The organism is Streptomyces sp. CCM_MD2014 (genome assembly GCF_000772045.1).
In the GTDB taxonomy this organism is placed as follows: domain Bacteria; phylum Actinomycetota; class Actinomycetes; order Streptomycetales; family Streptomycetaceae; genus Streptomyces; species Streptomyces salinarius.
Genome location: NZ_CP009754.1, coordinates 4,973,550 through 4,997,412, shown reverse-complemented (window position 1 = coordinate 4,997,412; position 23,863 = coordinate 4,973,550). Strand labels below are relative to the sequence as shown.

The following is a 23,863-nucleotide window of genomic DNA, read 5'->3' as shown; positions in this document are numbered from 1 at the left end:
CGGGGCGTCAACTCCTTCCCTGTGACAGCGGTAACAAAACCAGGCCGCGGCACGCTGTTGATGTCCCTTTCCGCTCACCACGGCGCGGTTTCACGCCTGTTCACCCGTCCGCGCCCCGCCCGCTCACGCGGCGGCCTGCAGGTCGAGCCGGGCTCCGAACTCCCTGACCACGGCTTCTTCCCGGTACGGCTCGAGCCGGGCCTGGAAGTCGTCCAGGTACTCGGCGCCCCGGTTCGAACGCAGCGTCGCCAGGAGTTCCACCGCCTTCGTCGCCGTGGTGCAGGCCTGTTCGATCTCACGCTGCTGCACCTGCGCCGTGGCCAACAGCACATGGCCGATGGCCCTCCTGCGCGCGCGTGACGCGGGGTGCCCGTCCAGGGACTGCCGCGCGTAACGGGCGGCCGCGTCCGCCTGGCCGAGGTCCCGGTGGCAGTGCGCCAACTCGTCGGCGAGGTAGGCGTCGTCGAAGTGCGCGATCCACACCGGGTCGTCGCCGGAGGCCGGATCGGCCGACTCCATCGCTCCGACCGCCCGTCCGGCCGCCTCGTGGGCCGCCCGTACGTCGCCCAGGAGCGCGTGGCCGCGGGCCTCGGCCGCGTGGAACATCGACTCCGCGCGCGGCGTGACCCGCCCGCGTGCGCCCTCCTGCGCCGCCCGCGCCAACTGGGCGATCTCGCGCGGGTTCCCGAGCTGCGCGGCGAGGTGGCTCATGGAGGCGGCGAGGACGTACCCGCCGTAGCCGCGGTCCCCGGCCGCCTGCGCGAGCCGCAGCGACTGGATGTAGTACCGCTGCGCTAGGCCCGGTTGGCCGGTGTCGACGGCCATGTACCCGGCCAGCTCGGTCAGACGGGCGACCGCGGCGAACAACTCCCGTCCGACCGCCTCCCGGTAGGAGCCGGCCAGCAGTCCGGAGACGACGCTGTTCAGGTAGTGGACGAGGACCGGGCGCACGTGCCCGCTGCCGTACTGGTGGTCCAGGTCCACCAGTGCCTGCGTCATCGCGCGCACCGCCGCCACGTCGGACTGGCCCACCCGCGGCCCCGCCGAACGCGACACCTGCGGGTCGGGGGCGGAGATCAGCCAGTCCCGGCTGGGCTCGACGAGCGCGGAGGCGGCGACGGAGGACCCTGACAGGAAGTCCCGGCGCCCCACGTCGCTCCGCCACAGCTCGCAGACCTGCTCGATGGCCCCCAGTACCGTCGGCGAGAACTGGAGGCCGACGCCGGACGCGAGGTTCTTGCCGTTGGCCATGCCGATCTCGTCGATCGTGACCGTGCGGCCGAGCTTGCGTCCGAGCGCCTCGGCGATGATCGCCGGTGCCCGGCCCCGCGGTTGCTGGCCGCGCAGCCAGCGGGCCACGGAGGTCTTGTCGTACCGCAGGTCGAGTCCGTGCTCGACCCCGCACACGTTGACCCGGCGGGCGAGGCCCGCGTTCGAGCAGCCCGCTTCCTGAATGAGCGCCTGCAGTCGTTCGTTCGGCTGCCGCGCGACGAGCGGCCTTGCGGCCATGGCGTAACCCCCATGCGGTCTCAAGCGGTCTCGATGCTGTCCCGGCGGATCGTCGGACGAAACGAGACGAATCCGGCCGTGAAGATCAATGCCCAGTCGATGTGCCGACAATGCGAGACTTGCGAAGCTTGCGGTGCTTACGCGGATTGCCGGGGTAACGGCCGGTGCCGGCCCCAGTGCTGGCTACCCAGCTCCCGCGCCGAATCCTCCTGCGCGCCCCCACCTGTGCACCCATGCGCCCCGGAAGCCGTGCCGATGCACCTCCCCCGCGCGCGCCGCCCCCGTAACCCCTGGTGAGCCCGGGAGTTGAGTTCCACGTGGAAGAGACCATCCCCGGCACCGAAGCCGCCCAGATCCCGCAGCAGCGCGGCACATCGCTGCTGGAGACCGCCGTTCGCTATGCCGAGGAGCGTCACTGGGACGTGTTTCCCGGCACCTGGCTGGTGCCCGCCGACGGGGTGCAGCGCTGCTCCTGCGGCGACCCGGCGTGCGCCGCCCCGGGCGCGCACCCGGCGCGCGAGGACTGGGCGGCGCAGGCGACGGGCAGCGCGACCGTCGCCCGGCGGATGTGGCAGAAGCAGCAGACGGCGTCGATCCTGCTGCCCACGGGACGGACGTTCGACGCGATCGACGTCCCCGAGACCGCCGGGTTCCTGGCACTGGCCCGGATGCAGCGGATGGAACTGACGCTGGGACCGGTGACGCTGGCGCCGGACCGGCGGATGCGGTTCTTCGTTCTTCCCGGGGCCGGGGTGAAGGTGCCGGAGCTGGTACGGCGGTTGGGATGGGCGCCCCGGGCCATTGACCTGGGCGTGCTCGGGGAGGGGGCGTACGTGGCGGCGCCGCCGACGCGGTTCGGTTCCTCGGGTGCGGTGCAGTGGGTCTGCCGGCCGACCGCGGTGAACCGGTGGCTGCCGGATGTGGAAGAGGTGATCTCGCCGTTGGCGTATGCGTGCGGCAGGGATCGCTAGGGGCGCCTGTTCATTTGCCGGGTTGCCGGCCTCTCGGCGGCTGCGGCCGGTTCCTGGTTGCTCGCGCCCACGCGGCTAAGCCGCATATCGCCACGGCCCTGCGCCCCTTGTCGGCGTTGCTCCCCCGTAGGGTGCGAAGTCGACGGAGGGAGACGTGGTGAGTGCTAGCGCCGTGCGGGTCGAGGGGCTCTGGAAGCGGTTCGGGCAGCAGGTGGCCGTGGGCGGGATCGATCTGGAGCTGCCGGCCGGGAAGTTCATCGGGCTCGTCGGTCCGAACGGGGCCGGGAAGACCACCACGCTCTCCATGGTGACCGGGCTGCTGCGGCCGGACCAGGGGTCGGTCGAGGTCGTCGGGCACGACGTGTGGCGTGATCCGGCCGAGGTGAAGGCCAGGATCGGGGTGCTGCCCGAGGGGCTGCGGCTGTTCGAGCGGCTGTCGGGGAGGGAACTGCTCGGCTACACGGGCCGGTTGCGCGGACTGCCCGGCGACGAGGTCGACAAGAGGGCCACCCAGCTGCTCGACGTGCTCGACCTCGCGGGTGCCCAGCACAAGCTGGTCGTCGACTACTCGACCGGCATGCGCAAGAAGATCGGGCTGGCGGCCGCGCTGCTGCACAACCCGGAAGTGCTGTTCCTGGACGAGCCGTTCGAGGGCGTCGACCCCGTGTCCGCGCAGACCATCCGGGGAGTGCTGGAGCGCTACACCGCCTCCGGTGCCACCGTCGTCTTCTCCTCCCACGTCATGGAACTGGTGGAGTCGCTGTGCGACTGGGTGGCCGTCATGGCCGCCGGCCGCATCCGCGCCACCGGCACGCTCGCCGAGGTGCGCGGCGACGCCGCCTCGCTGCAGGAGGCGTTCCTCGAACTCGTCGGCGCGGGCGGCCGGGACGCCGGGTCCGACCTGGACTGGCTGGGCGGCGGGTCCCGATGAGCGCGCCGGCCGCACCACACGCCTCGGTTCCGTCTCCGTCGGCTTCGTCGGACGGAGCCGTTCCCTCCCTCACCTCCGTCTTCGTACGGCTGAAGCTGTCGCTGCTGCGCAACGGGCTGCGGCAGTCCGGCGGGCGGCGCGCCGCCTACATCGCCTCCGCCGTCGTCGTGCTGCTCTTCGCCGCGCTCCAGCTGATCGGCCTGGTCGCGCTGCGCGGGTACGCGCACGCGGACGCGCTGGTCGTGCTGCTCGCCGCGGTGCTCGCCCTGGGCTGGGCGGTGATGCCGCTGTTCTTCCCCGGCGGCGACGAGACGCTCGACCCGACCCGGCTGGTGATGCTGCCGCTGCGGCCCGGCCCCCTGGTGCGGGCCCTGCTCGTCTCCTCGCTGGTGGGCATCGGGCCGCTGTTCACGCTGTGCGTGTTCGCCGGTTCCGTGGTCGCGCTCGCGCACGGCGGAGCGGCGTACGTCGTCGGAGTCGTCGGCGCGGTCCTCGCGCTGCTGGTGTGCGTGACCCTCGCGCGGGCCGTCGCCGCCGCCAACGTACGGCTGCTGACCAGCCGCAAGGGGCGCGATCTCGCGGTGCTCAGCGGGCTGGTCGTCGCCGTCGGCGCGCAGCTCGTCAACTTCGGCGCGCAGCGGCTCGGATCGTCGGGGCTCGGAGAGCTCGACCCGGTGGCCGACGTGGTGCGCTGGGTGCCGCCCGCCTCGGCGGTCGGCGCGACGGACGCGGCGAGCGACGGTGCATACGGCACCGCGCTGGCCCAGCTGGCGCTGACCGCCGCCGCGCTGGGTCTGCTGCTGCGGGTGTGGGCCCGCCACCTGACCCGGCTGATGACGGCGCCCGACGGCTCCACGATCCAGAGCGACACCAAGGCGGTGCGCGAGCGGGGCTCGGCCGGACCCGCCCGGTGGCTGCCGGCGGGCCGCACCGGCACCACCATGGAGCGCACCCTGCGCTATGTGTGGCGCGACCCCAAGACCAAGGCGGCGTGGGTGACCTCGCTGGCCATCGGCCTGATCGTGCCGGTGTTCAACGCCTGGCAGGGTACCGGCTCGGTCTACTTCGCCTGCTTCGCCGCCGGGATGCTCGGCATCCAGATGTACAACCAGTTCGGGCAGGACACGTCCGCGTTCTGGATGGTCGCGATGACCATCTCCTCGACCAGGGACGCCTATGTCGAGCTGCGGGCGCGAGCGCTGGCGCTGCTGCTGATCACGCTGCCGTACGCCACCCTCGTCACGGTCCTGACCACCGCGATGCTCGACGACTGGCGCACCCTGCCCGAGGCGCTCGGCCTGTCCTTCGCGCTGCTCGGCGCGATGCTGGCCACCGGCGCGTGGACCTCGGCGCGCTTCCCGTACTCCATCCCGCAGGAGGGCTACAAGAACGTCGCCCCCGGTCAGGTGGGGCTGGCCTGGGTCTCGATCTTCGGCGGCATGATCGGCGCGGCCCTGCTGTGCGCGCCCGTGATCGCGCTGACGATCTGGGTGAACGTGAGCGCGGGCGCCGGGGACCCGGGGTGGCTGCTGCTGCCGGTCGGCGCGGTGTACGGCGCCGTGCTCACGCTGGCCGGCCTGCGGCTGGCCGCGCCGCGCACGGCAGGGCGGCTGCCGGAGATCCTCTCGGCGGTCAGCAAGGGGTGACGGGCCCCGGCCCTCCGGGGCGAGCGGTCGGTCAGGCCTCCCCGAGGGTGCTCAGGAACGGCTCGATGGCCGCCCGCCACGCCTCCGGCTGGTCGTAGTGGACGAGATGGCCGGCGTCGGCGACCTCCGCGTACTGGCCGTGCGGCAGGACGCGGACCATCTCCTGGGCCTCGGCGCGGCCCAGCTCGCCGTCGAGGCCGCGGACGACGAGGGTGGGGCAGCGGACCTGGGTCAGTTCCTCCCAGTGGGCGTCGTAGACCCAGGTCTCCCGGGAGCGCAGCATCTGCTCGGGTTCGAAGACGGGGCGCCAGCCGTCCGGGGCCTCGGCCATCACCTCGGCGTAGAACTCGCCGCGCGCCGGGTTCGGGCGCTCCACCCAGGGGTCGTCCTCGCCGAACCACTTGCGGACGTCGGCCAGCGTGGCGAAGGGCACCGGCCAGGCGCGGAACCACTCGGTCCAGGTGTGCTGGGAGGCGGCGCCGAGGGCGGAGGCCCGCATGTCGCAGATGATCAGACCGCGGACCAGGTCGGGGCGTTTCGCGGCGAGCTGCCAGGCGGTCAGGGCGCCCATGGCGTGGCCGATCAGGACGGCGGGGCCGAGCCCGAGCTGCTCCAGGGCCGCCTCGACGTCCCCGACGTAGGCCTCGCGGGTGTAGGCGGCGGCCTGCGGGGGCTTGTCGCTGCGGCCGTGACCGCGCTGGTCGAGGGCGACGGCGCGGTGGCGGGCGGAGAGCCAGCGGGCCGTGGGGGCCCAGTGCGAGGCGCGGCCCATCAGTCCGTGCAATAACAGCACGCCGGGCAGGCCTCCGGCCCTGGAGGCGAGGCCCTCCTCCCGGGTGTCCGGCGTCCGGCCGGTCTTGGGAGGATCGCCGAACTCCCAGGCGGCGAGGCGTACGCCGCCCGCGCCGGTCACGTCGATGCGCCGCGCCATAGGTCCTGGCACCCCCAAGCTCCGCTCGAACCCGCCCGCCTCACGGGCCGGCCGGTCCTGTGAACCGTGTCCTGCCTGCCGTGCCGAGTACCGAGATTATCGAATACTCATTCGAAAGAGCCGTCCCGCCGAGCAACACCCCTCATTCGAGTGACACCGGTCAGGGATTGATCGCCGCCGCCGGGGGGAGATCTTCAACGGGAGGCGGACCGCTCGGGGAAAACGGTCCGAGGGGATTGACCTTGAGAGCTCGGGGCTCCAGGTCAGCACAGGGGAGGACAGGCCCCGGCGCCACACGGCGCCGGGGCCCTCTCCGTCTCTCCGGCAACGCCCCTCCCCCTCTCCGGCCCGGGCGACATCGCTGTCAGCCACGGCCAAGAGACCCTCACATCCGATGCCTCACGCCACAGCCTCGCACGGGAAACGCCCGGCCGCTGCGATTCGGCGCACCGCGCCCGACGCCGTGCGGTCAGCGCTTGGCGACGAACACGTGGGAGGCGGTGTCCGCCTCCAGCTCGGCGGCCTCACCGCCGCTGCCCACCAGCACACCGCCCGCCGACTCGGTCACGCTCACCACCGATCCCGGCTGCACCCCGGCCCGCCGCAGCGTGTACATCAGCTGCGCGTCCGTCTGGATCGGCTCGCCGATCCGGCGCACCACGACCGTCTTTCCCTCCAGGCCCGGGTCGAGGTCGGCCAGGGACACCATGCCCTCGTCCAGGAACGGGTCGGCGCCGTCCGCCTCGCCCAGCTCCTCCAGGCCGGGGATCGGGTTGCCGTACGGCGACTCGGTCGGGTGCCGCAGCAGCTCCAGCACCCGGCGCTCGACGGCCTCGCTCATCACGTGCTCCCAGCGGCAGGCCTCGGCGTGCACCTGCTCCCACTCCAGGCCGATCACGTCGACGAGCAGGCACTCCGCGAGCCGGTGCTTGCGCATCACGCGCGTCGCCAGCCGCCGGCCCTCGTCGGTCAGCTCCAGGTGCCGGTCCGCCGCCACGGACACCAGGCCGTCGCGCTCCATCCGCGCCACCGTCTGGCTGACCGTCGGGCCGCTCTGATCGAGCCGCTCGGCGATCCGGGCGCGCATCGGGACCACACCTTCCTCCTCCAGCTCCAGGATGGTGCGGAGGTACATCTCCGTGGTGTCGATCAGTCCGGACATACGTGCCCCTCGATGAGATTGCCGGAGGCTGAGGCCCACCGGCGCGTGCGCTGGCCCTGCCACCAATTCTGACGCATACCACCGACAACCGTGCCCCGCCGCGAAAAGCCGGGCCCGGACCGCACCCGCTCACGCCCGCTCACCCCCGCCCCGGCGGCTGGACGCCGTATTGACACCGCACTGGTCCAGACCGCACCGTGATCCGCGACGCAGCCACACCGAAGGGGTCCCGCATGAGCGACCGCAAGCCGGCCGGCCAGTTCGTCGACGCGGCGATCGACCTCCTGCGACGCGTCCGCGACGAGGAGGCGGACAGCATCGAGGCGGCCGGCACCCTGCTCGCCGACACCGTGCAGAGCGGCGGCCGGCTCTTCGCCTTCGGCGCCGGCCACTCCTCCCTCGCCGCCCAGGACGTCGTGTACCGGGCCGGCGGACTCGCCCTGATGAACCTGCTCGCCGTGCCCGGCGTCGTCGGCGTGGACGTGATGCCGGCCACGCTCGGCTCCGCCCTGGAACGCGTCGACGGCCTCGCGAGCGCCGTCCTGGACTCCTCACCGCTCCGCGAGGGCGACGCCCTGGTGATCATCTCCCTCTCCGGGCGCAACGCCCTGCCCGTGGAGATGGCGATGAACGCCCGTGCCCTCGGCATCCGGGTCATCGGCGTGACCTCGGTGGCGTACGCCTTCGAGACGACGTCGCGGCACTCCTCCGGCACCTTCCTCAAGGACCACTGCGACATCGTGCTGGACTCCAAGATCGCCGTCGGCGACGCGGAACTCACCCTGGACACCGTCCCGGCGCCCTTCGCCCCCGCCTCCACGGTCGTCACCAGCGCCCTCATGCAGGCCATGACGGCCACGGCGGCCGCCACCCTCGCCGACCGCGGCATCGAACCCCCGCTGCTGCGCTCGGGCAACGTGGACGGCGGCCACGAGTGGAACGGCCGCGTGCTGGACCGGTACGGGGACCGGATCTTCTACCGCCGGTGAGCGGCCGCGGTCACCGCCGGTGAGCGGCCGCGGTCGCGCAGCCGGCTACGGCCGCTCCCCCACCGCGCCCGCGAGATCCAGCGCCGCGGCGATCCGGACCGCCACGTCCTCGGCGTACATGGCGTCCTGCCGCTCGAAGGCGCTGCGGCCCGCGCCTCGCAGAAACGTGACGACGCCGATGGTCCGGCCGCGGCTGCGCAGCACCGCGCACAGGCCGTGCACCGTGTCCGCCGGCCACTGCCGGGCCGCAGCCCACTGCCGCACCTGTTCTTCGGGCACCGTGCGCACTCCCGCGCTGGCCCGCACCGAGCCCGTCCGCTCCACGCACTGCACGGCGGGGTGCCCCTCGCCGTAGCGCACCGGCATCCCGGCCGTCCCGGACGGCACGCTGGGCCCCGGCGCGCCGGACGGCGTGGCCGCCACCCGCACCAGCCGCACCGGCTCCGCCGCGTCGGTGTCCGACGCCGCGCCGCTCACGACCCGGTCGATCAGGGCGTGGTCGGCGAACCCCGCCAGCGCGAAGTCCAGGTGGACGATCGCGGCCTCCGCCGGGTCCTCGCACTCGGCCGCGGCCCGCGCCGCCCGGTGGAGCTGGTTGGCCCGGAAGCGCAGCAGCGCCGCCTCCTGCTCCCCCTGCTTCGACTCCGTGACGTCCTGGAAAAGCCAGCCGACGCCCAGCGGCACCGGCTCCTCCGCGAGCGGCGAGGCCAGCCGCACGAACCCGCTGCGCCAGCACCGGCGCCGCTCCCCCTCGGGCGTGCGCAGGCTCACCCACACTTCGGCCGGCGCGGGCGGCGCGCCCTCGGCGAGGACGTGCGTCAGGGCGTTCTCCAACTCCTCGACGCCCTGGGCGAGCAGGTCACCGAGCGGCCGCCCCAGCACGGACGTGCGTCCCGCCCCCAGCGCACGCGCCGCGTGCGCGTTGACCACGGCGGGCCGCAGGTCCGCGTCCACCAGGACGACACCCCAGCTCGCGTCCTCCAGCAGGGCCTCGCTCAGCGCGATGGAGCGCTCCAGGTCGATCTGCGCGTGCACCTCGCTGAACGCGCAGTACACGCCCGCCGGCTTCCCGTCGGGACCGCGGACCGCCGCCGACTGGGTGCGCACCAGCACCCGGCCGCCGTCCTTCGTCAGCAGCGCGAACTCGTGCACCTGGCGCCCCGGCGCCCGCATCGCGGACAGCAGCCGGTCCTCCACCTCGCCGGCGTCCGCGCTGCGCACGGCCCACCCGGCGAAACCCTGCCGTCCCACGGCCTCGGCCGCGCTCCAGCCGAGGATCCGCTCCGCCTCGCGGTTCCAGTGGGTCACGACCCCGTCCGCGTCGAAGGCGCACAGGGCCGCGTCCATGCCGTCGAGGAGCGCGGCCAACAGGTCCGCGCCGTCCCGCTCGGGCTGCTCCGGCTCGTCCGGCCCCAGCTCGTCGGTGGTCCCACTACGCCGGGAAGCACTCACCTGGACCCCCTGCAGGCTGCGTCCGCCGTACGGTACGTCGGTTCACTCACTGGCCTTCATTCAACTCGAACGTGATGCAGCACACACCGAGTTCCCGCAAGTTCGCGGAAATCGTTGTACTGCGGAAACTCGGCATACGCCCCCGTCATGAAGGGGCACGGCGGGATTCACGCGGGACCGGCGGAGAGCGTCAGATCGACCCATTCGTCGGGTTCGCCGTCGAGCACGTACCGCTCCTTCTCCACGAACCCCCGCGCTCCCGCGAACCGCAGTCCGTCGGCGTTGGCCGCCAGCACCACGGTCTCCACCGCCCCGGCGCCCAGCACGCGCGCGTGCGCCAGCCCTTCCTCGTAGAGCGCCGTACCGATCCCGCGGCCCCGGTAGGCCGGCAGCACGCGCGCGATCACGGTCGCCACCCGCCCCTCGCCGCCGGGCGGCCGCACGGTGGAGCAGCCGACGAGGACGTCCCCGAGGTAGGCGTTGGCCAGCCGGTTGCGTCCGGCGCGTTCCCGCGCCTCGTCGGGGGTCATGGCGGCCGGCGGCACGGTCACGTTGTGCACGTGCCGCCACTCCTCCACCACGGCGTCCCCGTCCACCGCCGCGATCCGCAGCGCCGCCGCGGGACCGGCCGTGACCGTCCCCCGCCGCGCGTCCACCTCGATCTCGATGCGCATCCGCTCGTCCGCGAGCCCGCACACCATCATCGTCGCGGCCGGCCGCACCCGGCCGAACGCCCGCCGCAGCACGGGCCAGCACGGCTCGAAGTCCTCCCGCGCGGGCAGCAGGTACCGCACCCGCACCACGTCCGCGAAGGTGCACCCCGCCTCGGCGAGCGCTGCCCCGACGTTGCGCAGGCACTGCTCGGCCTGCTCCACCACGTCGTCGGAGATCGTCATCGACGCGTAGTCGAACCCGGTCGTCCCCGACACGTGCACCCGGTCCCCGTCGACGACGGCACGGGCGTACCCGATCCGCTCCTCGAAGGCCGACCCGCTGGCAATCGCCCGCCTGACCGGCGGGCCCCCCTGGCGTTCCGTCATGGGCGAAACCGTAGGTGACCAGCGAAGACGCGTCCATGGGAGATCGGCAACGAATCGACCCGGAAATTCGATTGATCGACGGCCGACCGGTTCTTAAGGTGGGCGGTACACGAGAAGGGAGGTGGTTCGGCAGATGTATGACAACCGGACGCGTGAGGTGGCTGCGGGCTAGCGGCCCGGCACCACACGGAGTGCGGCGCCGGACCAGCGCGTGACAGACGCGTGCAGCCGGCCCAATCCCAAGCAGTCACCCGACCCGCGAGTCGCCGGTACGTCCGGCCGGCTCCTCCACGGAGGAACCAGACTCGCGGGTCGCCTGCGTTCGGGGACAGGAAGGGGCCGTCAGCCCGCGATGTCGGCGTAGCCCTCGATCTCGCGCGGGTCGCGGGTGCCCGGACCGACGTAGCGGGCGGAGGGGCGGACCAGGCGGCCGGTGCGCTTCTGCTCCAGGATGTGGGCGGACCAGCCGGCGGTGCGGGCGCAGGTGAACATCGAGGTGAACATGGGCGCCGGGACCTGAGCGAAGTCCAGCATGATGGCGGCCCAGAACTCGACGTTGGTGGCCAGCACGCGGTCGGGGCGGCGGGCGTGGAGTTCGGCGAGGGCGGCCTTCTCCAGGGCCTCGGCGACCTCGTAGCGCGGGGCGCCCAGCTCGCGGGCGGTGCGGCGCAGGACGCGGGCGCGCGGGTCCTCGGCGCGGTAGACCCGGTGGCCGAAGCCCATCAGGCGTTCGCCCGCGTCGAGGGTCTTCTTGACGTAGGCCTCGGCGTCGCCGGTGCGCTCGATCTCCTCGATCATGTGCAGGACGCGCGAGGGCGCGCCGCCGTGCAGCGGGCCGGACATGGCGCCCACGGCCCCGGAGAGGGCGGCGGCCACGTCGGCGCCGGTGGAGGCGATGACGCGGGCGGTGAAGGTGGAGGCGTTCATGCCGTGCTCGGCGGCGGAGGTCCAGTAGGCGTCGACGGCGGCGACGTGCTTGGGGTCGGGCTCGCCGCGCCAGCGGATCATGAAGCGTTCGACGACGGACTCGGCCTTGTCGATCTCGCGCTGCGGAACCATGGGCAGGCTCTGGCCGCGCGCCGACTGGGCGACGTAGGACAGGGCCATGACGGCGGCGCGGGCGAGGTCGTCGCGGGCCTGGGCGGCGTCGATGTCCAGGAGGGGTTTGAGGCCCCAGGCGGGGGCGAGCATGGCGAGGGCGGACTGGACGTCGACCCTGATGTCGCCGGAGTGCACGGGGATCGGGAAGGGCTCGGCGGGCGGCAGGCCGGGGTTGAAGGCCCCGTCGACGAGCAGGCCCCACACGTTGCCGAAGGAGACGTGCCCGACCAGGTCCTCGATGTCGACGCCGCGGTAGCGCAGGGCGCCGCCCTCCTTGTCGGGTTCGGCGATCTCCGTCTCGAACGCGACGACTCCCTCTAGCCCGGGTACGAAGTCGGACATCAGGCGGCTCCTCGTGATCAGTGGTGTACGGCGACCTGGGCGGAGACGGTGCGGCGCCTCCATGGATCCACGGTCGTGCATCGACTCGCGGTCCCGGCGGTCACCCCTGTGATGCCCCGTGCGGCCGTCGGTCATCCGGCCGGAGCGGGACCAAGAACCATATCCCCGGGTGTCACGTTTGGGGAGTGGGTGCGGCACTGGGTGCCACCCCGGCCGGGTGGTGGAGCGGATGCGGCAGGATGGGCGGCGTGACCGATCGCGAAGCCGATTCCGCCGTCCCCGCCGCCGACCCGGTGCCCTTCGATCTCGCCTCGATGCGCAAGCAGTACCGGGCCGAGGGGCTGTCCGAGACCGAACTGGCGGCGACGCCCGTCGAGCAGTTCGCGCGCTGGTTCAAGCAGGCGGCGACGGACGGCGGGCTGTTCGAGCCGAACGCCATGGTGGTCTCCACGGCGGACGCCGAGGGGCGGCCCAGCTCCCGCACGGTGCTGCTGAAGCACTTCGACGCGCAGGGTTTCGTCTTCTACACCAACTACGACTCCCGCAAGGGCCGTGAGCTGGACGCGAACCCGTACGTCTCGCTGCTGTTCCCGTGGCATCCGATGGCCCGGCAGGTCGTGGTCACGGGCGTGGCGCGGCGCACCGGGCGGGACGAGACCGCCGCGTACTTCCGGACCCGGCCGCACGGCTCCCAGCTGGGTGCCTGGGCGAGTGTCCAGTCGTCGGTGGTGGCGGACCGCCGTGCCCTGGACGGCACGTACGCCGAGCTGGCGGCGCGCTATCCGGAGGGCGAGCAGGTGCCGGTGCCGCCGCACTGGGGCGGGTTCCGGGTGGTGCCTCAGGCGGTGGAGTTCTGGCAGGGCCGGGAGAACCGGCTGCACGACCGGCTGCGGTACGTGGCGGAGGGCGGCGGGGGCTGGCGGGTGGAGCGGCTGAGTCCGTGACGGGTCCCGGCGTCGCGTCTAGAGCTTGCCCCACAGGTACGCCGTGCGGTGGCCGTCGAGGACGGCGGTCAGGCGGGCCCGGAAGCCGTCGCTGAGTTCGGGCCAGTTCCAGAACTCCAGGCCGAGGTGTCCGGCGGCCAGCCGGTCGTCGGCCCAGAGCCATGCGGTCAGGGGGACCTCGCGGGCGCAGGCGGGGCAGGTGACGTCGGCGTCCGCGGGGCCGTCCTGCCAGTCGGTGATCGCGGAGGCGAAGCGGGGCCAGACGGGGTCGTCGGCGTCCTCGTCCGACAGGTCGGTCGTGGTGCGGCAGTGCGGGCAGGTCACGGCTTCGGGTTCGTCCTGGCCGCTGTCGAACACGGTGCGTCCGGTGTGCACGGCGAGCCCGTCGGACGGTTCCCCGTCGGGGTCGTCGTCGGCCACCGCCCGGCTCCAGTGGGGCCCGGGCGGGTGCCCGAGGGGCTGCCCGAGGACGCAGACCTCGCGTTCGGCGAGGACGATGCCCTCGCTCACCAGCCACGCGACCGCGCGCTCGGCGAGTTCCGCGGCCTCCGCCTCGCCGGCGTCGAGGTCGACGATCGTCTGGAAGTAGTCACCCATGGCGGTGACAGTAGCGCCGGGCACCGACAGTGACCCGGTGCCGGACTGCGGTCACCGTGCCGGCGCCGCTCACCGGGCCAGTGCCGCGTCCAGCAGCCGCGCCCACTGTTCCACCACCCTCTGCCGCCGTGCGGCGTCGTCGGTGAGGAGGTTGGCGAGGCCCAGGCCGCGGGCCATGTCCAGCAGTCCCTGGACGGTTTCGCGGGCGCCGGGGCGGGTTTCGTCGGCGCCGAGGAGGTCGACGGCGATGCGGTGGGTCTCGCGGCCGACGCGGGCCTCCAGTTCGGTGACCCTCTCGCGCAGCTGCTCCTCGTTGGAGGCGGCCACCCACAGGTGCAGGGCGGCGCGGAAGAGCGGGCCGGTGTAGAGGTCGACGAGCGCGGCGACCACCGCACGCCGGTCGCCCGCGGCGGCGCCCTCGGGGAAGAGGGCGCGCAGGGCGACGGAGCGTTCCTCGGCGACGTACTCGACGGCGGCCGTGAAGAGGTCCTCGCGGGTCGGGAAGTGGTGCTGGGCGGCACCGCGGGAGACGCCGGCGTGTTCGGCGACGACGGAGACGGTGGACCCGGCCCACCCGCGTTCGGCGAGGCAGGCCACGGCGGCTTCCAGGAGCCGCTGCCGGGTGGCCCGGCTGCGGTCCTGCTTGGGTACGCGCTCCGCGCGTTCCGCCGCGCCCACGGTGCCGCTCACACCACCCACTCCGGATCCCGTCGTTCGAGGAAGGCCGTCATCCCCTCGCGGGCCTGCGGAGAGGCGAACAGCCGGGCCGAGAGCGCGGTGAGGTCGGCCGCGTCCCGGTCGAAGGCCTCCAGCACCCTAGCCGTGAGCAGCCGTTTCGTCTCGGCCAGGCCCTGTGGTGAGGCACGGCGCACACCATCGAGGACGGGGTCGAGTACGCCGTCCACGTCGTCGCCGGCCGCCGTGACCAGGCCGATGCGGGCGGCCTCGGCGGCGTCGAAGCGTTCGCCGGTGAGGCAGTAGCGGGTGAGGGCGCGGGGGTCGGTGCGGGGCAGCAGGGTCATGGAGATGACGGCGGGCGCCACGCCGATGCGGACCTCGGTGAAGGCGAAGGTCGACTCCGTGGACGCCGCCGCGATGTCGCAGGCGCCGACCAGCCCGAGCCCGCCCGCGCGGACGTGCCCGGCGATGCGGGCGATCACCGGCTTCGGCACCTCGGCGATCCGCCGGAGGAGGCCGACCAGGGCGTCGGGGCCGGGCGGGTCGCGCAGGTCGGCGCCGGCGCTGAAGGCGGTGCCGGTGTGGGTGAGGACGACGGCGCGGACGCCGGGGTCCCGGCCCGCGTCGGTGAGGGCGGCGGTCAGGTCGCCGACGAGGGCGGCGGAGAGGGCGTTGCGGTTGTGCGGGGAGTCGAGGGTGAGGGTTTCGATCCCCCGGTCCCTGGCGCGGGCCACGATACTCATGCGCGTCCCCGCAGTTCCCGGCGGAGGATCTTGCCGCTGGCCGCCCGGGGCACGGCGTCGGTGAAGGTGACCTTGCGGACGCGTTTGTAGGGGGCGACGCGTTCGGCGACGTACATCATGATCTCGCCCTCCGCGAGGTCGGGTGCGGCCGGCTGGCGTACGACGAAGGCGCGCGGCACTTCGTTGCCGTCGTCGTCGTACTCGCCAACGACGGCGGCGTCGGCGATGCCGGGGTGGGTGAGCAGGAGGGCTTCCAGTTCGGCGGGGGCCACCTGGAAGCCCTTGTACTTGATCAGCTCCTTGACGCGGTCGACGACGAACAGCCAGCCGTCGGTGTCGACGTGGCCGACGTCGCCGGTGTGCAGCCAGCCCTCCTCGTCGATCATGGCGGCGGTGGCGTCGGGGCGGCCGAGGTAGCCCTTCATGATCTGGGGCCCGCGGATGAGGATCTCCCCGGACTCGTCGGCGGGCAGGTCCTTTCCGGGCTCGGTGAGGGAGACGATCCGCATCTCGGTGCCCGCGATGAGCTTGCCGACGGTGCCGGGCGGCGCGTCGGTCATGGCGTCCAGGGGGACGACGTGGGTGCCCGGGGACAGTTCCGTCATGCCGTAGGCCTGGCCGACGGGCGGCAGGCCGAGCCGCCGGGAGCAGGCGGCGGCCAAGCGCGCGTCCAGCGGGGCGGCGGCGCTGACGATGTACTTGAGCGAGGAGAGGTCGTAGTCGGCGACCAGGGGGTGCTTGGCGAGCGCCAGGACGATCGGCGGGGCGACGTACAGGCTGGTGATGCGGTGGTTCTGGATGGCGGCGAGGAACTGCTCCAGGTCGAAGCGGGGCAGGACGACGACGGTGGCGCCGAGCCTGAGCGGGGCGTTCATCAGGGCGGTGAGGCCGTAGATGTGGAAGAACGGCAGGACGGCGAGGACCCGGTCGCCGGGGGCGGCCGGCATGAGCGGTTCGAGCTGGGCGAGGTTGGTGGCGATCTGCCGGTGGGTGAGCATGACGCCCTTGGGGGTGCCGGTGGTGCCGGAGGAGTACGGCAGGGCGGCGACGTCCTCGGCCGGGTCGATCGCGACGGAGGGTTCGGGCGCCGTCGAGGCCAGCATGTCGACGAGCGAGCGGTGGCCGGGCGCGCTGTCGCAGACCAGGATCTCCTGGACGCCGCCCGCGAGTTCGGCGGCGCGGCGGGCGGTGTCCAGGAGCGGTGAGACGGTGACGATCCAGCGGGCGGCGCAGTCCTTGAGCTGCTTGGCGAACTCCTCGGCGGTGGCGAGCGGGTGCACGGTCGTGACGGAGGCGCCCGCTCGGGTGGCGGCGTAGAAGGCCAGCGGGAAGGCGACGGTGTTGGGGCTGTGCAGGGCGAGGACGTCGCCCTTGCGCACGCCGGTCTCGGCGAGGGCGGCGGCGACGCGCCGGTGGAACCGGTCCACCTGCTCGTAGGTGAGGGTGGTGCCGTCGGTGCCGTCGATCAGCGCCGGGGCGTCCCCGAAGGCGGCGGCCCCGCCGAGCACGGCGTCGTGGATGGGCAGGTCGACGGGCGGGACGTCTGCGTACTCGCTGCGGAACACGGTTCCTCCAACGTCGCGGATACGGCCTGGTACGGGCCTGGTACGGGCCTAGTACGACTTGGGCAGGCCCAGGGTCTGGTGGGAGACGTAGTTGAGGATCATCTCGCGGCTGACGGGGGCGATACGGGCCACGCGCGAGGCCGTGATCAGCCGGCCCAGCCCGTACTCGCGGGTGAGGCCGTTGCCGCCGAGGGTGTGCACGGCCTGGTCGACGGCCTTCACGCAGGCCTCCCCTGCCGCGTACTTCGCCATGTTGGCGGCCTCGCCGGCGCCGATGTCGTCGCCCGCGTCGTACAGGTGGGCGGCCTTCTGCATCATCAGGCGGGCGAGTTCGAGCTCGATGTGCGCCTGGGCGAGGGGGTGGGCGATCGCCTGGTGGGCACCGATGGGGGTCTTCCAGACGGTGCGCTCGCGGGCGTAGTCGAGGGCGCGGGAGAGGGCGTGGCGGCCCATGCCGATGCCGAAGGCGGCGGTCATGACGCGCTCGGGGTTGAGGCCGGCGAAGAGCTGGAGGAGGCCCGCGTCCTCGTCGCCGACCAGGGCGTCGGCGGGCAGCCGTACGTCGTCGAGGGTCAGCTCGAACTGCCGCTCCACGGCGTTGAGTTCCATGTCGATGAGGCGGCGCTCGAAGCCGGGGGCGTCGCGCGGGACGATGAACAGGCAGGGCTTGAGCTTGCCGGTGCGGGCGTCCTCGGTGCGGCCGACGATCAGGGTGGCGTCGGCGATGTCGACGCCGGAGACGAAGACCTTGCGTCCGGTGAGGATCCAGTCCCCGGTGGCCTCGTCGCGGCGGGCGGTGGTGGTGATGCGGTGGCTGTTGGAGCCGGCGTCGGGTTCGGTGATGCCGAAGGCCATGAGGCGGGTGCCGTCGGCGAGGGACGGCAGCCAGTCGCGTTTTTGCTCCTCGGTGCCGAAGCGGGCGATGACGGTGCCGCAGATCGCCGGGGAGACGATCATCATGAGCAGGGGGTTGCCGGCGGCGCCCAGCTCCTCGAGGACGAGGGCGAGTTCGGTGATGCCGGCGCCGCCTCCGCCGTACGCCTCCGGCAGGTTGACGCCTATGTAGCCGAGCTTGGCCGCTTCCTGCCAGAGGCGTTTGTTGTCCTCGGCGTTGAGGGTGTGGGGGTGGGTTTTGGCGAAGGCCGCGACCGCTTCGCGGAGGGACTTGTGCTCGTTGGATTCGATGAGGGTGGTCACTGTGCTCCTTCGGGTGCGGATTGTGTGTGGTTGCTCGCGCACACGCGGCGGAGCCGCATATTCAATGCAGCCCCGCGCCCCTAGGTTGCTTGCACTACCGCCAGTAGAGAGCCGACCGTCACTTGCTGTCCCGGTACGGCGTTCAGCGCGGTCAGCCTGCCTGTCACCGGGGCCGTGATCTTGTGTTCCATCTTCATGGCCTCCAGCCAGAGGAGGGGCTGGCCCGCCTGGACGGTGGTGCCCTCCGTCAGGCCCTCCGCGACGCGGACGACCGTGCCCGGCATGGGGGCCAGGAGGGAGCCCGGGGCGTGCTGGGTGGTGGGGTCGGGGAAGCGGGGCAGGGCGGTCAGCGCGGTGGCGTTGACGTGGACGCGGTCGCCGTAGCGGGCGATGTCGAAGCGGCGTTGTACGCCGTCCGTTTCGAGGACGACCCGATCGGGGCCGGCGTGGACGACGTGGACGCCCTCGGCGGTGAGGCCGGTGCGGGTGTGGTGGTAGCGGACCTCGTGTTCCTCGCCGCCGGCCGCGTACCGCTTGACCTGGGGTTGCGAGGGCAGGTTGCGCCAGCCGCCGAAGCGGCCCGTGCGGGTGCTCGCGTCGGACAGGGCGGCGGCCAGAGGGGCGAGGGGGTCGGGGGCGGACCGGGTGAGGTCGGTCAGGTGGCGGTCGTAGAAGCCCGTGTCCATGCGGCCGGAGGCGAACTCCTCGTGGCGCAGGGAGCGGACGAGCAGGTCGCGGTTGGTGACCGGGCCGTGGGTCACCGCCCGCTCCAGTGCGCCGGCGAGGCGGCGGACCGCTTCCGCGCGCGTGGGGGCGTGGGCGACCGCCTTGGCGAGCATCGGGTCGTAGTGGACGCCGATGTCGTCGCCGTCGGTGTAGCCGGTGTCCAGGCGGATGCCGTCGGGCACGGCGAGGCGGTGCAGGCGGCCGGTCTGGGGGGCCCAGCCGTTCGCCGGGTCCTCGGCGTACAGGCGGGCCTCGACGGCGTGGCCACGCGCGGGTGGGGGGTCGGTTTCGAGGGCGTGGCCTTCCGCGACGTGCAGTTGGAGAGCGACGAGGTCGATGCCGAAGACGGCCTCGGTGACGGGATGTTCGACCTGGAGGCGGGTGTTCATCTCCAGGAAGTGCGCCTTGCCGTCGGCGACGAGGAACTCGACGGTGCCGGCGCCGACGTAGTGGACGGCGCGAGCGGCGCGTACGGCGAGTTCGTGGAGTTCGGCGGTGAGTTCGGGAGTGAGGCCGGGTGCCGGGGCCTCCTCGATCACCTTCTGGTGGCGGCGCTGGAGGGAGCAGTCGCGGGTGCCGAGCGCCCAGACCGTGCCGTGGGTGTCGGCGAGGATCTGCACCTCGACGTGGCGGCCGTTCTCCAGGTACGGCTCGACGAAGACCTCGCCGTCGCCGAAGGCGCTCGTGGCCTCCGCACGGGCGGCGGTCAGTGCGGCGTCGAGGTCGGCGAGGCGGCGTACGACGCGCATGCCACGTCCGCCGCCGCCGGCCGCCGCCTTCACCAGCACCGGCAGGTCGGCCTCGGTGACGTCGGCGGGATCGGTGAGGGGCGCGATGCCCATGAGTTCCTTGGCGCGGGTCTTGGACGCCATCGCCTCGACGGCCTCGGGCGGCGGCCCGATCCACACGAGTCCGGCGTCCCGTACGGCGCGGGCGAAGTCGGCGTTCTCGGAGAGGAAGCCGTAGCCGGGGTGGACGGCGTCGGCCCCGGCGGCGACGGCGGCCTTCACGATCAGGTCGCCGCGCAGATAGGTGTCGGCGGGTGCGGTGCCCGGCAGGCGTACGGCGGCGTCGGCCTCGCGCGTGTGGAGGGCGTTCGCGTCGGCGTCCGAGTGGACGGCGACGGTGCGGATGCCCCACTGACGGCAGGTGCGGAAGACGCGGCAGGCGATCTCGCCCCGGTTGGCGACGAGTACGGAAGTGATCACTGGTCTCTCACCCTCACATGCGGAAGACGCCGAAGCCGCCGCGTGCGCCCTCGTAGGGGGCGGTGTGGACGGCGGACAGGCACAGGCCGAGGACGGTGCGGGTGTCGCGGGGGTCGATGACGCCGTCGTCGTAGAGCCGCCCGGACAGGAACATGGGCAGCGACTCGGACTCGATCTGCTGCTCCACCATGGCGCGCAGCGCGGCGTCTCCCTCGTCGTCGTACGGCTGTCCCTTCGCGGCGGCGGACTGGCGGGCGACGATGGACAGGACGCCGGCGAGCTGCTGCGGGCCCATGACGGCGGACTTGGCGCTGGGCCAGGCGAAGAGGAAGCGGGGGTCGTAGGCGCGGCCGCACATGCCGTAGTGCCCGGCGCCGTAGGAGGCACCCAGGAGTACGGACAGGTGGGGGACGCGGGAGTTGGACACCGCGTTGATCATCATGGCGCCGTGCTTGATGATCCCGCCCTGTTCGTACTCCTTGCCGACCATGTAGCCGGTGGTGTTGTGGAGGAAGAGCAGCGGGATGTCGCGCTGGTTGGCGAGCTGGATGAACTGGGCCGCCTTCTGCGACTCCTCGCTGAACAGGACCCCCCGGGCGTTGGCGAGGATGCCCACCGGGTAGCCGTGCAGGCTCGCCCAGCCGGTCGTCAGGCTCGTCCCGTACAGGGGTTTGAACTCGTCGAAGTCGGAGGCGTCGACGATCCGGGCGATCACCTCGCGCGGGTCGAAGGGGGCCTTGAGGTCGCCGGGGACGATGCCGAGCAGGTCCTCCGGGTCGTACTTGGGCGGCTCGGCGAGAGGCGGGTCGGCGTACGCCTTGCGGTGGTTGAGCCGGGCGACGACGCGGCGGGCCTGGCGCAGGGCGTCCGGTTCGTCGACGGCGAAGTGGTCGGCGAGGCCGGAGGTGCGGGCGTGCATCTCGGCGCCGCCCAGCGACTCGTCGTCGCTCTCCTCGCCGGTGGCCATCTTGACCAGCGGCGGCCCGCCGAGGAACACCTTGGCGCGCTCCTTGACCATGATGGTGTGGTCGGACATGCCGGGGATGTAGGCGCCCCCGGCCGTCGAGTTGCCGAAGACGACCGCGATGGTGGGGATGCCGGCCGCCGACAGCCGGGTGAGGTCGCGGAAGATCGCGCCGCCCGGGATGAAGATCTCCTTCTGGGAGGGCAGGTCGGCGCCGCCGGACTCGACGAGGCTGATGCAGGGCAGCCGGTTGGCGAGGGCGATGTCGTTGGCGCGCAGGGCCTTCTTCAGCGACCAGGGGTTGCTGGCGCCGCCGCGCACGGTCGGGTCGTTGGCGGTGATCAGGCACTCGACACCCTCGACGACGCCGATGCCGGTGACGAGGGAGGCGCCGACCGTGTACTCGCTTCCCCAGGCGGCCAGGGGCGACAGTTCCAGGAAGGGCGTGTCGGGGTCGAGGAGCAGCTCGATGCGCTCGCGGGCCAGCAGCTTGCCGCGCTTCCGGTGCCGGGCGACGTACTTCTCCCCGCCGCCCGCGAGGGCCTTGGCGTGCTCGGCGTCCAGGTCGGCGAGCTTGGCGAGCATGGCCTCGCGGTTGGCGCGGTGGTCGGGGTCGGTGGGGTCCAGGGCCGACGGCAGGACGGTCACAGCAGGGCCTCCGGGGTGTACGGCGGCACGGTCACAGCAGGGCCTCCGGGATGTCCAGGTGCCGGGCGCGCAGCCATTCGCCGAGCGCCTTGGCCTGCGGGTCGAAACGGGCCTGCGCGGCGACGCCCTCGCCGAGGATGCCCTCGACGACGAAGTTGAGGGCGCGCAGGTTGGGGAGCGGGTGCCGGGTGACGGGCAGGTCGCGGGCCTCGGGGACCAGCTCGCGGAACCGGTCGGCGGTCAGTTCGTGGGCGAGCCAGCGCCAGGCGTCGTCGGTCCGCGCCCACACGCCGACGTTGGCGTCGCCGCCCTTGTCGCCGCTGCGGGCTCCTGCGACGAGTCCGAGCGGGGCGCGGCGGACGGGGCCGGGCGGGAGGGGCTCGGGCAGGGGCGGTTCCGGTACGGGTGCGAGTACGGCGGTGTCGCGGGCGGCCGGTACCGCAACGCGCCGCCCGTCGTGGAGTACGGCGACGTGGCCGACGGTGTCCTGCGGGACGTGGGCGGCCTCGAACACGCCGTAGGACGCGCCCTTCCCCGGGGGTGCGAGCACGTGGAACCCGGGGTAGCTGGCGAGGGCGAGTTCGATCGCGGCGCCGCTCAGCGCCCGTCCGACGGCCTCCTGGTCGGCGTCCCGCACGACGAGCCGCAGCAGGGCGCTGGCCGTCTCCTCGGTGGGGGCGTCGGACCGGTCGGTGCGGACCAGGTCCCAGCGGACGTCGGAGACCTTGCCGAGCGCCGGTTCCATCTGGTCGCGCACCAGCGCGGCCTTGGCCTCGACGTCGAGGCCGGTGAGGACGAAGGCGACCTCGTTGCGGAAGCCGCCGAGCCGGTTGAGGCCGACCTTGAGGGTGGGCGGCGGTGCCTCGCCGCGCACGCCCTCGACGCGGACGCGGTCGGGGCCGTCCTGGGTGAGCCGTACGGTGTCGAGCCGGGCGGTGACGTCGGGGCCGGCGTACCGGGCGCCGCCCGTCTCGTACAGCAGTTGCGCGGTGACGGTGCCGACGTCGACGAAGCCTCCGGTGCCGTCGTGCTTGGTGAGGACCGACGTGCCGTCGTCGTGCAGCTCGGCGAGCGGGAAGCCGGGGCGTCGTACGTCGCCGTCCCGGAAGAAGGCGTAGTTGCCGCCGGTGGCCTGCGTCCCGCACTCCAGCAGGTGCCCGGCGACGACGGCGCCCGCGAGCCGGTCGTACTGCGTCGGCTCCCAGCCGAAGTGCGCGGCGGCGGGCCCGGTGACCAAGGCGGCGTCGGTGACGCGGCCCGTGACGACCACGTCCGCGCCGGCCCGCAGGCACGCGGCGATGCCGAAGCCGCCGAGGTAGGCGTGCGCGGCCAGGGTGCCGGGGTGGGCGGCGGTGAGGTCGTCGCCCTCGACGTGCGCGACGCGGACGGGGATGCCGAGGCGGTCGGCGAGCGCGCGTACGGCGTCGGCGAGACCGGCCGGATTGAGCCCCCCGGCGTTGGCGACGATCCCGACTCCCCGCTCGTGGGCGAGCCCGAGGCACTCCTCCAACTGCCGCAGGAAGGTGCGGGCGTACCCGGCGTCCGGGTTCTTCAGCCGGTCCCGGCCCAGGATGAGCATGGTCAGCTCGGCGAGGTAGTCGCCGGTGAGGACGTCCAGTTCGCCGCCGGTGAGCATCTCGCGCATGGCGGAGAAGCGGTCGCCGTAGAAGCCGGAGGCGTTGCCGACGCGGAGCACGCTCATTCGGCGGTTCCCTTCGGCGGGCGTCCGGCTCCCGGCGGTCCGGCGAAGGCCTGGGCGATGTCCAGCCAGCGGTCGGCGTCCGGGCCCTCGGCGGTGAGGGCGAGGTCGGCGCGGTGGGCGCGCTGGGTGGCCAGCAGGCAGAAGTCGAGCGCGGGGCCGGTGACGCGCTGCGGGGCGCCCTCGGGACCGTACGTCCACAGGTCGCCGCCGGGGCCGGTGAGTTCGACGCGGAACGGCTCGGCGGGCGGGGTGAGTCCGTGGGCGGCGTAGGCGAAGTCCCGGGCGCGGACGCCGATGCGGGCGACGTGGCGCAGGCGGTCGGTGGGCGGGCGGGACACGCCGAGGGCCGCCGCGACGTCCAGGCCGTGGGCCCAGGTCTCCATCAGGCGGGCGGTGGCCATGGACGCGGTGGCCATGGGCGGGCCGTACCAGGGGAAGCGGGCGCCGGGCGGGGCGGCGCGCAGGGCCTCGTCGAGGTCGGCACGACCCTTCCGCCAGGCGGCCAGCAGCTCGGCGGGGGCCTGCTCGGCGCCCTCCTCGGCGGCGTCGTCGACGTACCGGTCGGGGGCGGCGAGGGCCTGCTCGACCAGTGCCCGGAAGCCGTTGGCGTCGGTGACCGCGGCCAGGGCGGCCCGGTCGGTCCAGTGCAGGTGCGCGATCTGGTGGGCGATCGTCCAGCCGGGTGCCGGGGTGGCCGTCCGCCACTCGTCCGGGCTCAACTTGGCCACCAGCGCGTCGAGTTCCTCGCTCTCCTCGCGCAGGTCGTCGATCACGGGCGTGGGGTCGGACACGGGGCGCTCCCCTCGGGCACGGCGGT

Annotated in this window: 20 protein-coding genes; 5 read left to right on the top strand and 15 right to left on the bottom strand. The window is 73.4% G+C overall.

What is annotated here, in order from left to right:
• Positions 1–123: 123 nt before the first annotated feature.
• On the bottom strand, positions 124–1,509 hold the full coding sequence (locus NI25_RS22335) for a hypothetical protein (RefSeq protein WP_061444140.1): 1,386 nt from the start codon (positions 1,507–1,509) through the stop codon (positions 124–126).
• Positions 1,510–1,826: 317 nt separating this feature from the next.
• Between NI25_RS22335 and NI25_RS22330 the strand changes: the two genes are divergently transcribed.
• The 3 genes from NI25_RS22330 to NI25_RS22320 all read left to right on the top strand — a co-directional run bounded on the left by NI25_RS22330 (position 1,827) and on the right by NI25_RS22320 (position 5,057).
• The gene (locus NI25_RS22330; RefSeq protein ID WP_061444139.1) at positions 1,827–2,480 is read left to right on the top strand and encodes a bifunctional DNA primase/polymerase; all 654 of its coding nucleotides are present in this window, start codon (positions 1,827–1,829) and stop codon (positions 2,478–2,480) included.
• 154 nt (positions 2,481–2,634) lie between these two features.
• Entirely contained in the window at positions 2,635–3,411 is a 777-nt protein-coding gene (locus tag NI25_RS22325) for an ABC transporter ATP-binding protein (RefSeq protein WP_061444138.1), read from the top strand.
• Positions 3,408–5,057 (top strand): hypothetical protein, encoded by a 1,650-nt coding sequence (locus NI25_RS22320; RefSeq protein ID WP_061444137.1) that lies wholly within the window; start codon positions 3,408–3,410, stop codon positions 5,055–5,057. The genes NI25_RS22325 and NI25_RS22320 overlap by 4 nt, the downstream gene beginning before the upstream one ends.
• A gap of 31 nt (positions 5,058–5,088) precedes the next feature.
• On the opposite strand, the gene NI25_RS22315 is transcribed toward NI25_RS22320, so the two are convergent.
• Entirely contained in the window at positions 5,089–5,988 is a 900-nt protein-coding gene (locus tag NI25_RS22315) for an alpha/beta fold hydrolase (protein WP_061444136.1), read from the bottom strand.
• A 469-nt stretch (positions 5,989–6,457) separates the two neighbouring features.
• On the bottom strand, positions 6,458–7,150 hold the full coding sequence (locus NI25_RS22310) for a metal-dependent transcriptional regulator (protein WP_061444135.1): 693 nt from the start codon (positions 7,148–7,150) through the stop codon (positions 6,458–6,460).
• A 233-nt stretch (positions 7,151–7,383) separates the two neighbouring features.
• Between NI25_RS22310 and NI25_RS22305 the strand changes: the two genes are divergently transcribed.
• Positions 7,384–8,139, top strand: a complete 756-nt coding sequence (locus NI25_RS22305; RefSeq protein ID WP_061444134.1) for an SIS domain-containing protein — start codon at positions 7,384–7,386, stop codon at positions 8,137–8,139.
• Between the two features lie 45 nt (positions 8,140–8,184).
• On the opposite strand, the gene NI25_RS22300 is transcribed toward NI25_RS22305, so the two are convergent.
• The 3 genes from NI25_RS22300 to NI25_RS22290 form a co-directional block, all read right to left on the bottom strand.
• On the bottom strand, positions 8,185–9,591 hold the full coding sequence (locus NI25_RS22300) for a PAS domain-containing protein (protein WP_061444133.1): 1,407 nt from the start codon (positions 9,589–9,591) through the stop codon (positions 8,185–8,187).
• Between the two features lie 167 nt (positions 9,592–9,758).
• On the bottom strand, positions 9,759–10,631 hold the full coding sequence (locus NI25_RS22295; RefSeq protein WP_061444132.1) for a GNAT family N-acetyltransferase: 873 nt from the start codon (positions 10,629–10,631) through the stop codon (positions 9,759–9,761).
• Between the two features lie 342 nt (positions 10,632–10,973).
• On the bottom strand, positions 10,974–12,074 hold the full coding sequence (locus NI25_RS22290) for a citrate synthase 2 (protein ID WP_061444131.1): 1,101 nt from the start codon (positions 12,072–12,074) through the stop codon (positions 10,974–10,976).
• A 239-nt stretch (positions 12,075–12,313) separates the two neighbouring features.
• Between NI25_RS22290 and pdxH the strand changes: the two genes are divergently transcribed.
• A complete protein-coding gene (gene pdxH / locus NI25_RS22285) occupies positions 12,314–13,018 on the top strand; it encodes a pyridoxamine 5'-phosphate oxidase (RefSeq protein ID WP_107071803.1) in 705 nt (234 codons plus the stop codon).
• Positions 13,019–13,036: 18 nt separating this feature from the next.
• Here the strand turns inward: pdxH and NI25_RS22280 are convergent, their stop codons facing one another.
• The 9 genes from NI25_RS22280 to NI25_RS22240 form a co-directional block, all read right to left on the bottom strand.
• Positions 13,037–13,615, bottom strand: a complete 579-nt coding sequence (locus NI25_RS22280) for a hypothetical protein (RefSeq protein ID WP_199560996.1) — start codon at positions 13,613–13,615, stop codon at positions 13,037–13,039.
• Positions 13,616–13,684: 69 nt separating this feature from the next.
• The gene (locus tag NI25_RS22275) at positions 13,685–14,314 is read right to left on the bottom strand and encodes a TetR/AcrR family transcriptional regulator (RefSeq protein ID WP_061444129.1); all 630 of its coding nucleotides are present in this window, start codon (positions 14,312–14,314) and stop codon (positions 13,685–13,687) included.
• Positions 14,302–15,036: an enoyl-CoA hydratase family protein gene (locus NI25_RS22270; protein WP_061444128.1), complete on the bottom strand. Its 735-nt coding sequence runs from the start codon at positions 15,034–15,036 to the stop codon at positions 14,302–14,304. Before NI25_RS22270 ends, NI25_RS22275 begins: the two co-directional genes overlap by 13 nt.
• Complete coding sequence (locus NI25_RS22265) at positions 15,033–16,601, bottom strand: 4-coumarate--CoA ligase family protein (protein ID WP_061444127.1); 1,569 nt, start codon at positions 16,599–16,601, stop codon at positions 15,033–15,035. Before NI25_RS22265 ends, NI25_RS22270 begins: the two co-directional genes overlap by 4 nt.
• Positions 16,602–16,649: 48 nt before the next feature.
• Positions 16,650–17,798: an acyl-CoA dehydrogenase family protein gene (locus NI25_RS22260; protein ID WP_061444126.1), complete on the bottom strand. Its 1,149-nt coding sequence runs from the start codon at positions 17,796–17,798 to the stop codon at positions 16,650–16,652.
• 80 nt (positions 17,799–17,878) lie between these two features.
• On the bottom strand, positions 17,879–19,732 hold the full coding sequence (locus tag NI25_RS22255) for an acetyl/propionyl/methylcrotonyl-CoA carboxylase subunit alpha (RefSeq protein ID WP_061444125.1): 1,854 nt from the start codon (positions 19,730–19,732) through the stop codon (positions 17,879–17,881).
• A 13-nt stretch (positions 19,733–19,745) separates the two neighbouring features.
• The gene (locus tag NI25_RS22250; protein WP_061444124.1) at positions 19,746–21,344 is read right to left on the bottom strand and encodes an acyl-CoA carboxylase subunit beta; all 1,599 of its coding nucleotides are present in this window, start codon (positions 21,342–21,344) and stop codon (positions 19,746–19,748) included.
• A gap of 31 nt (positions 21,345–21,375) precedes the next feature.
• Positions 21,376–23,046, bottom strand: coding sequence for an acyclic terpene utilization AtuA family protein (locus NI25_RS22245; RefSeq protein WP_061444123.1), 1,671 nt, complete (start codon positions 23,044–23,046; stop codon positions 21,376–21,378).
• Positions 23,043–23,837 (bottom strand): TIGR03084 family metal-binding protein, encoded by a 795-nt coding sequence (locus NI25_RS22240; protein ID WP_061444122.1) that lies wholly within the window; start codon positions 23,835–23,837, stop codon positions 23,043–23,045. The genes NI25_RS22245 and NI25_RS22240 overlap by 4 nt, the downstream gene beginning before the upstream one ends.
• Positions 23,838–23,863 lie beyond the last annotated feature (26 nt).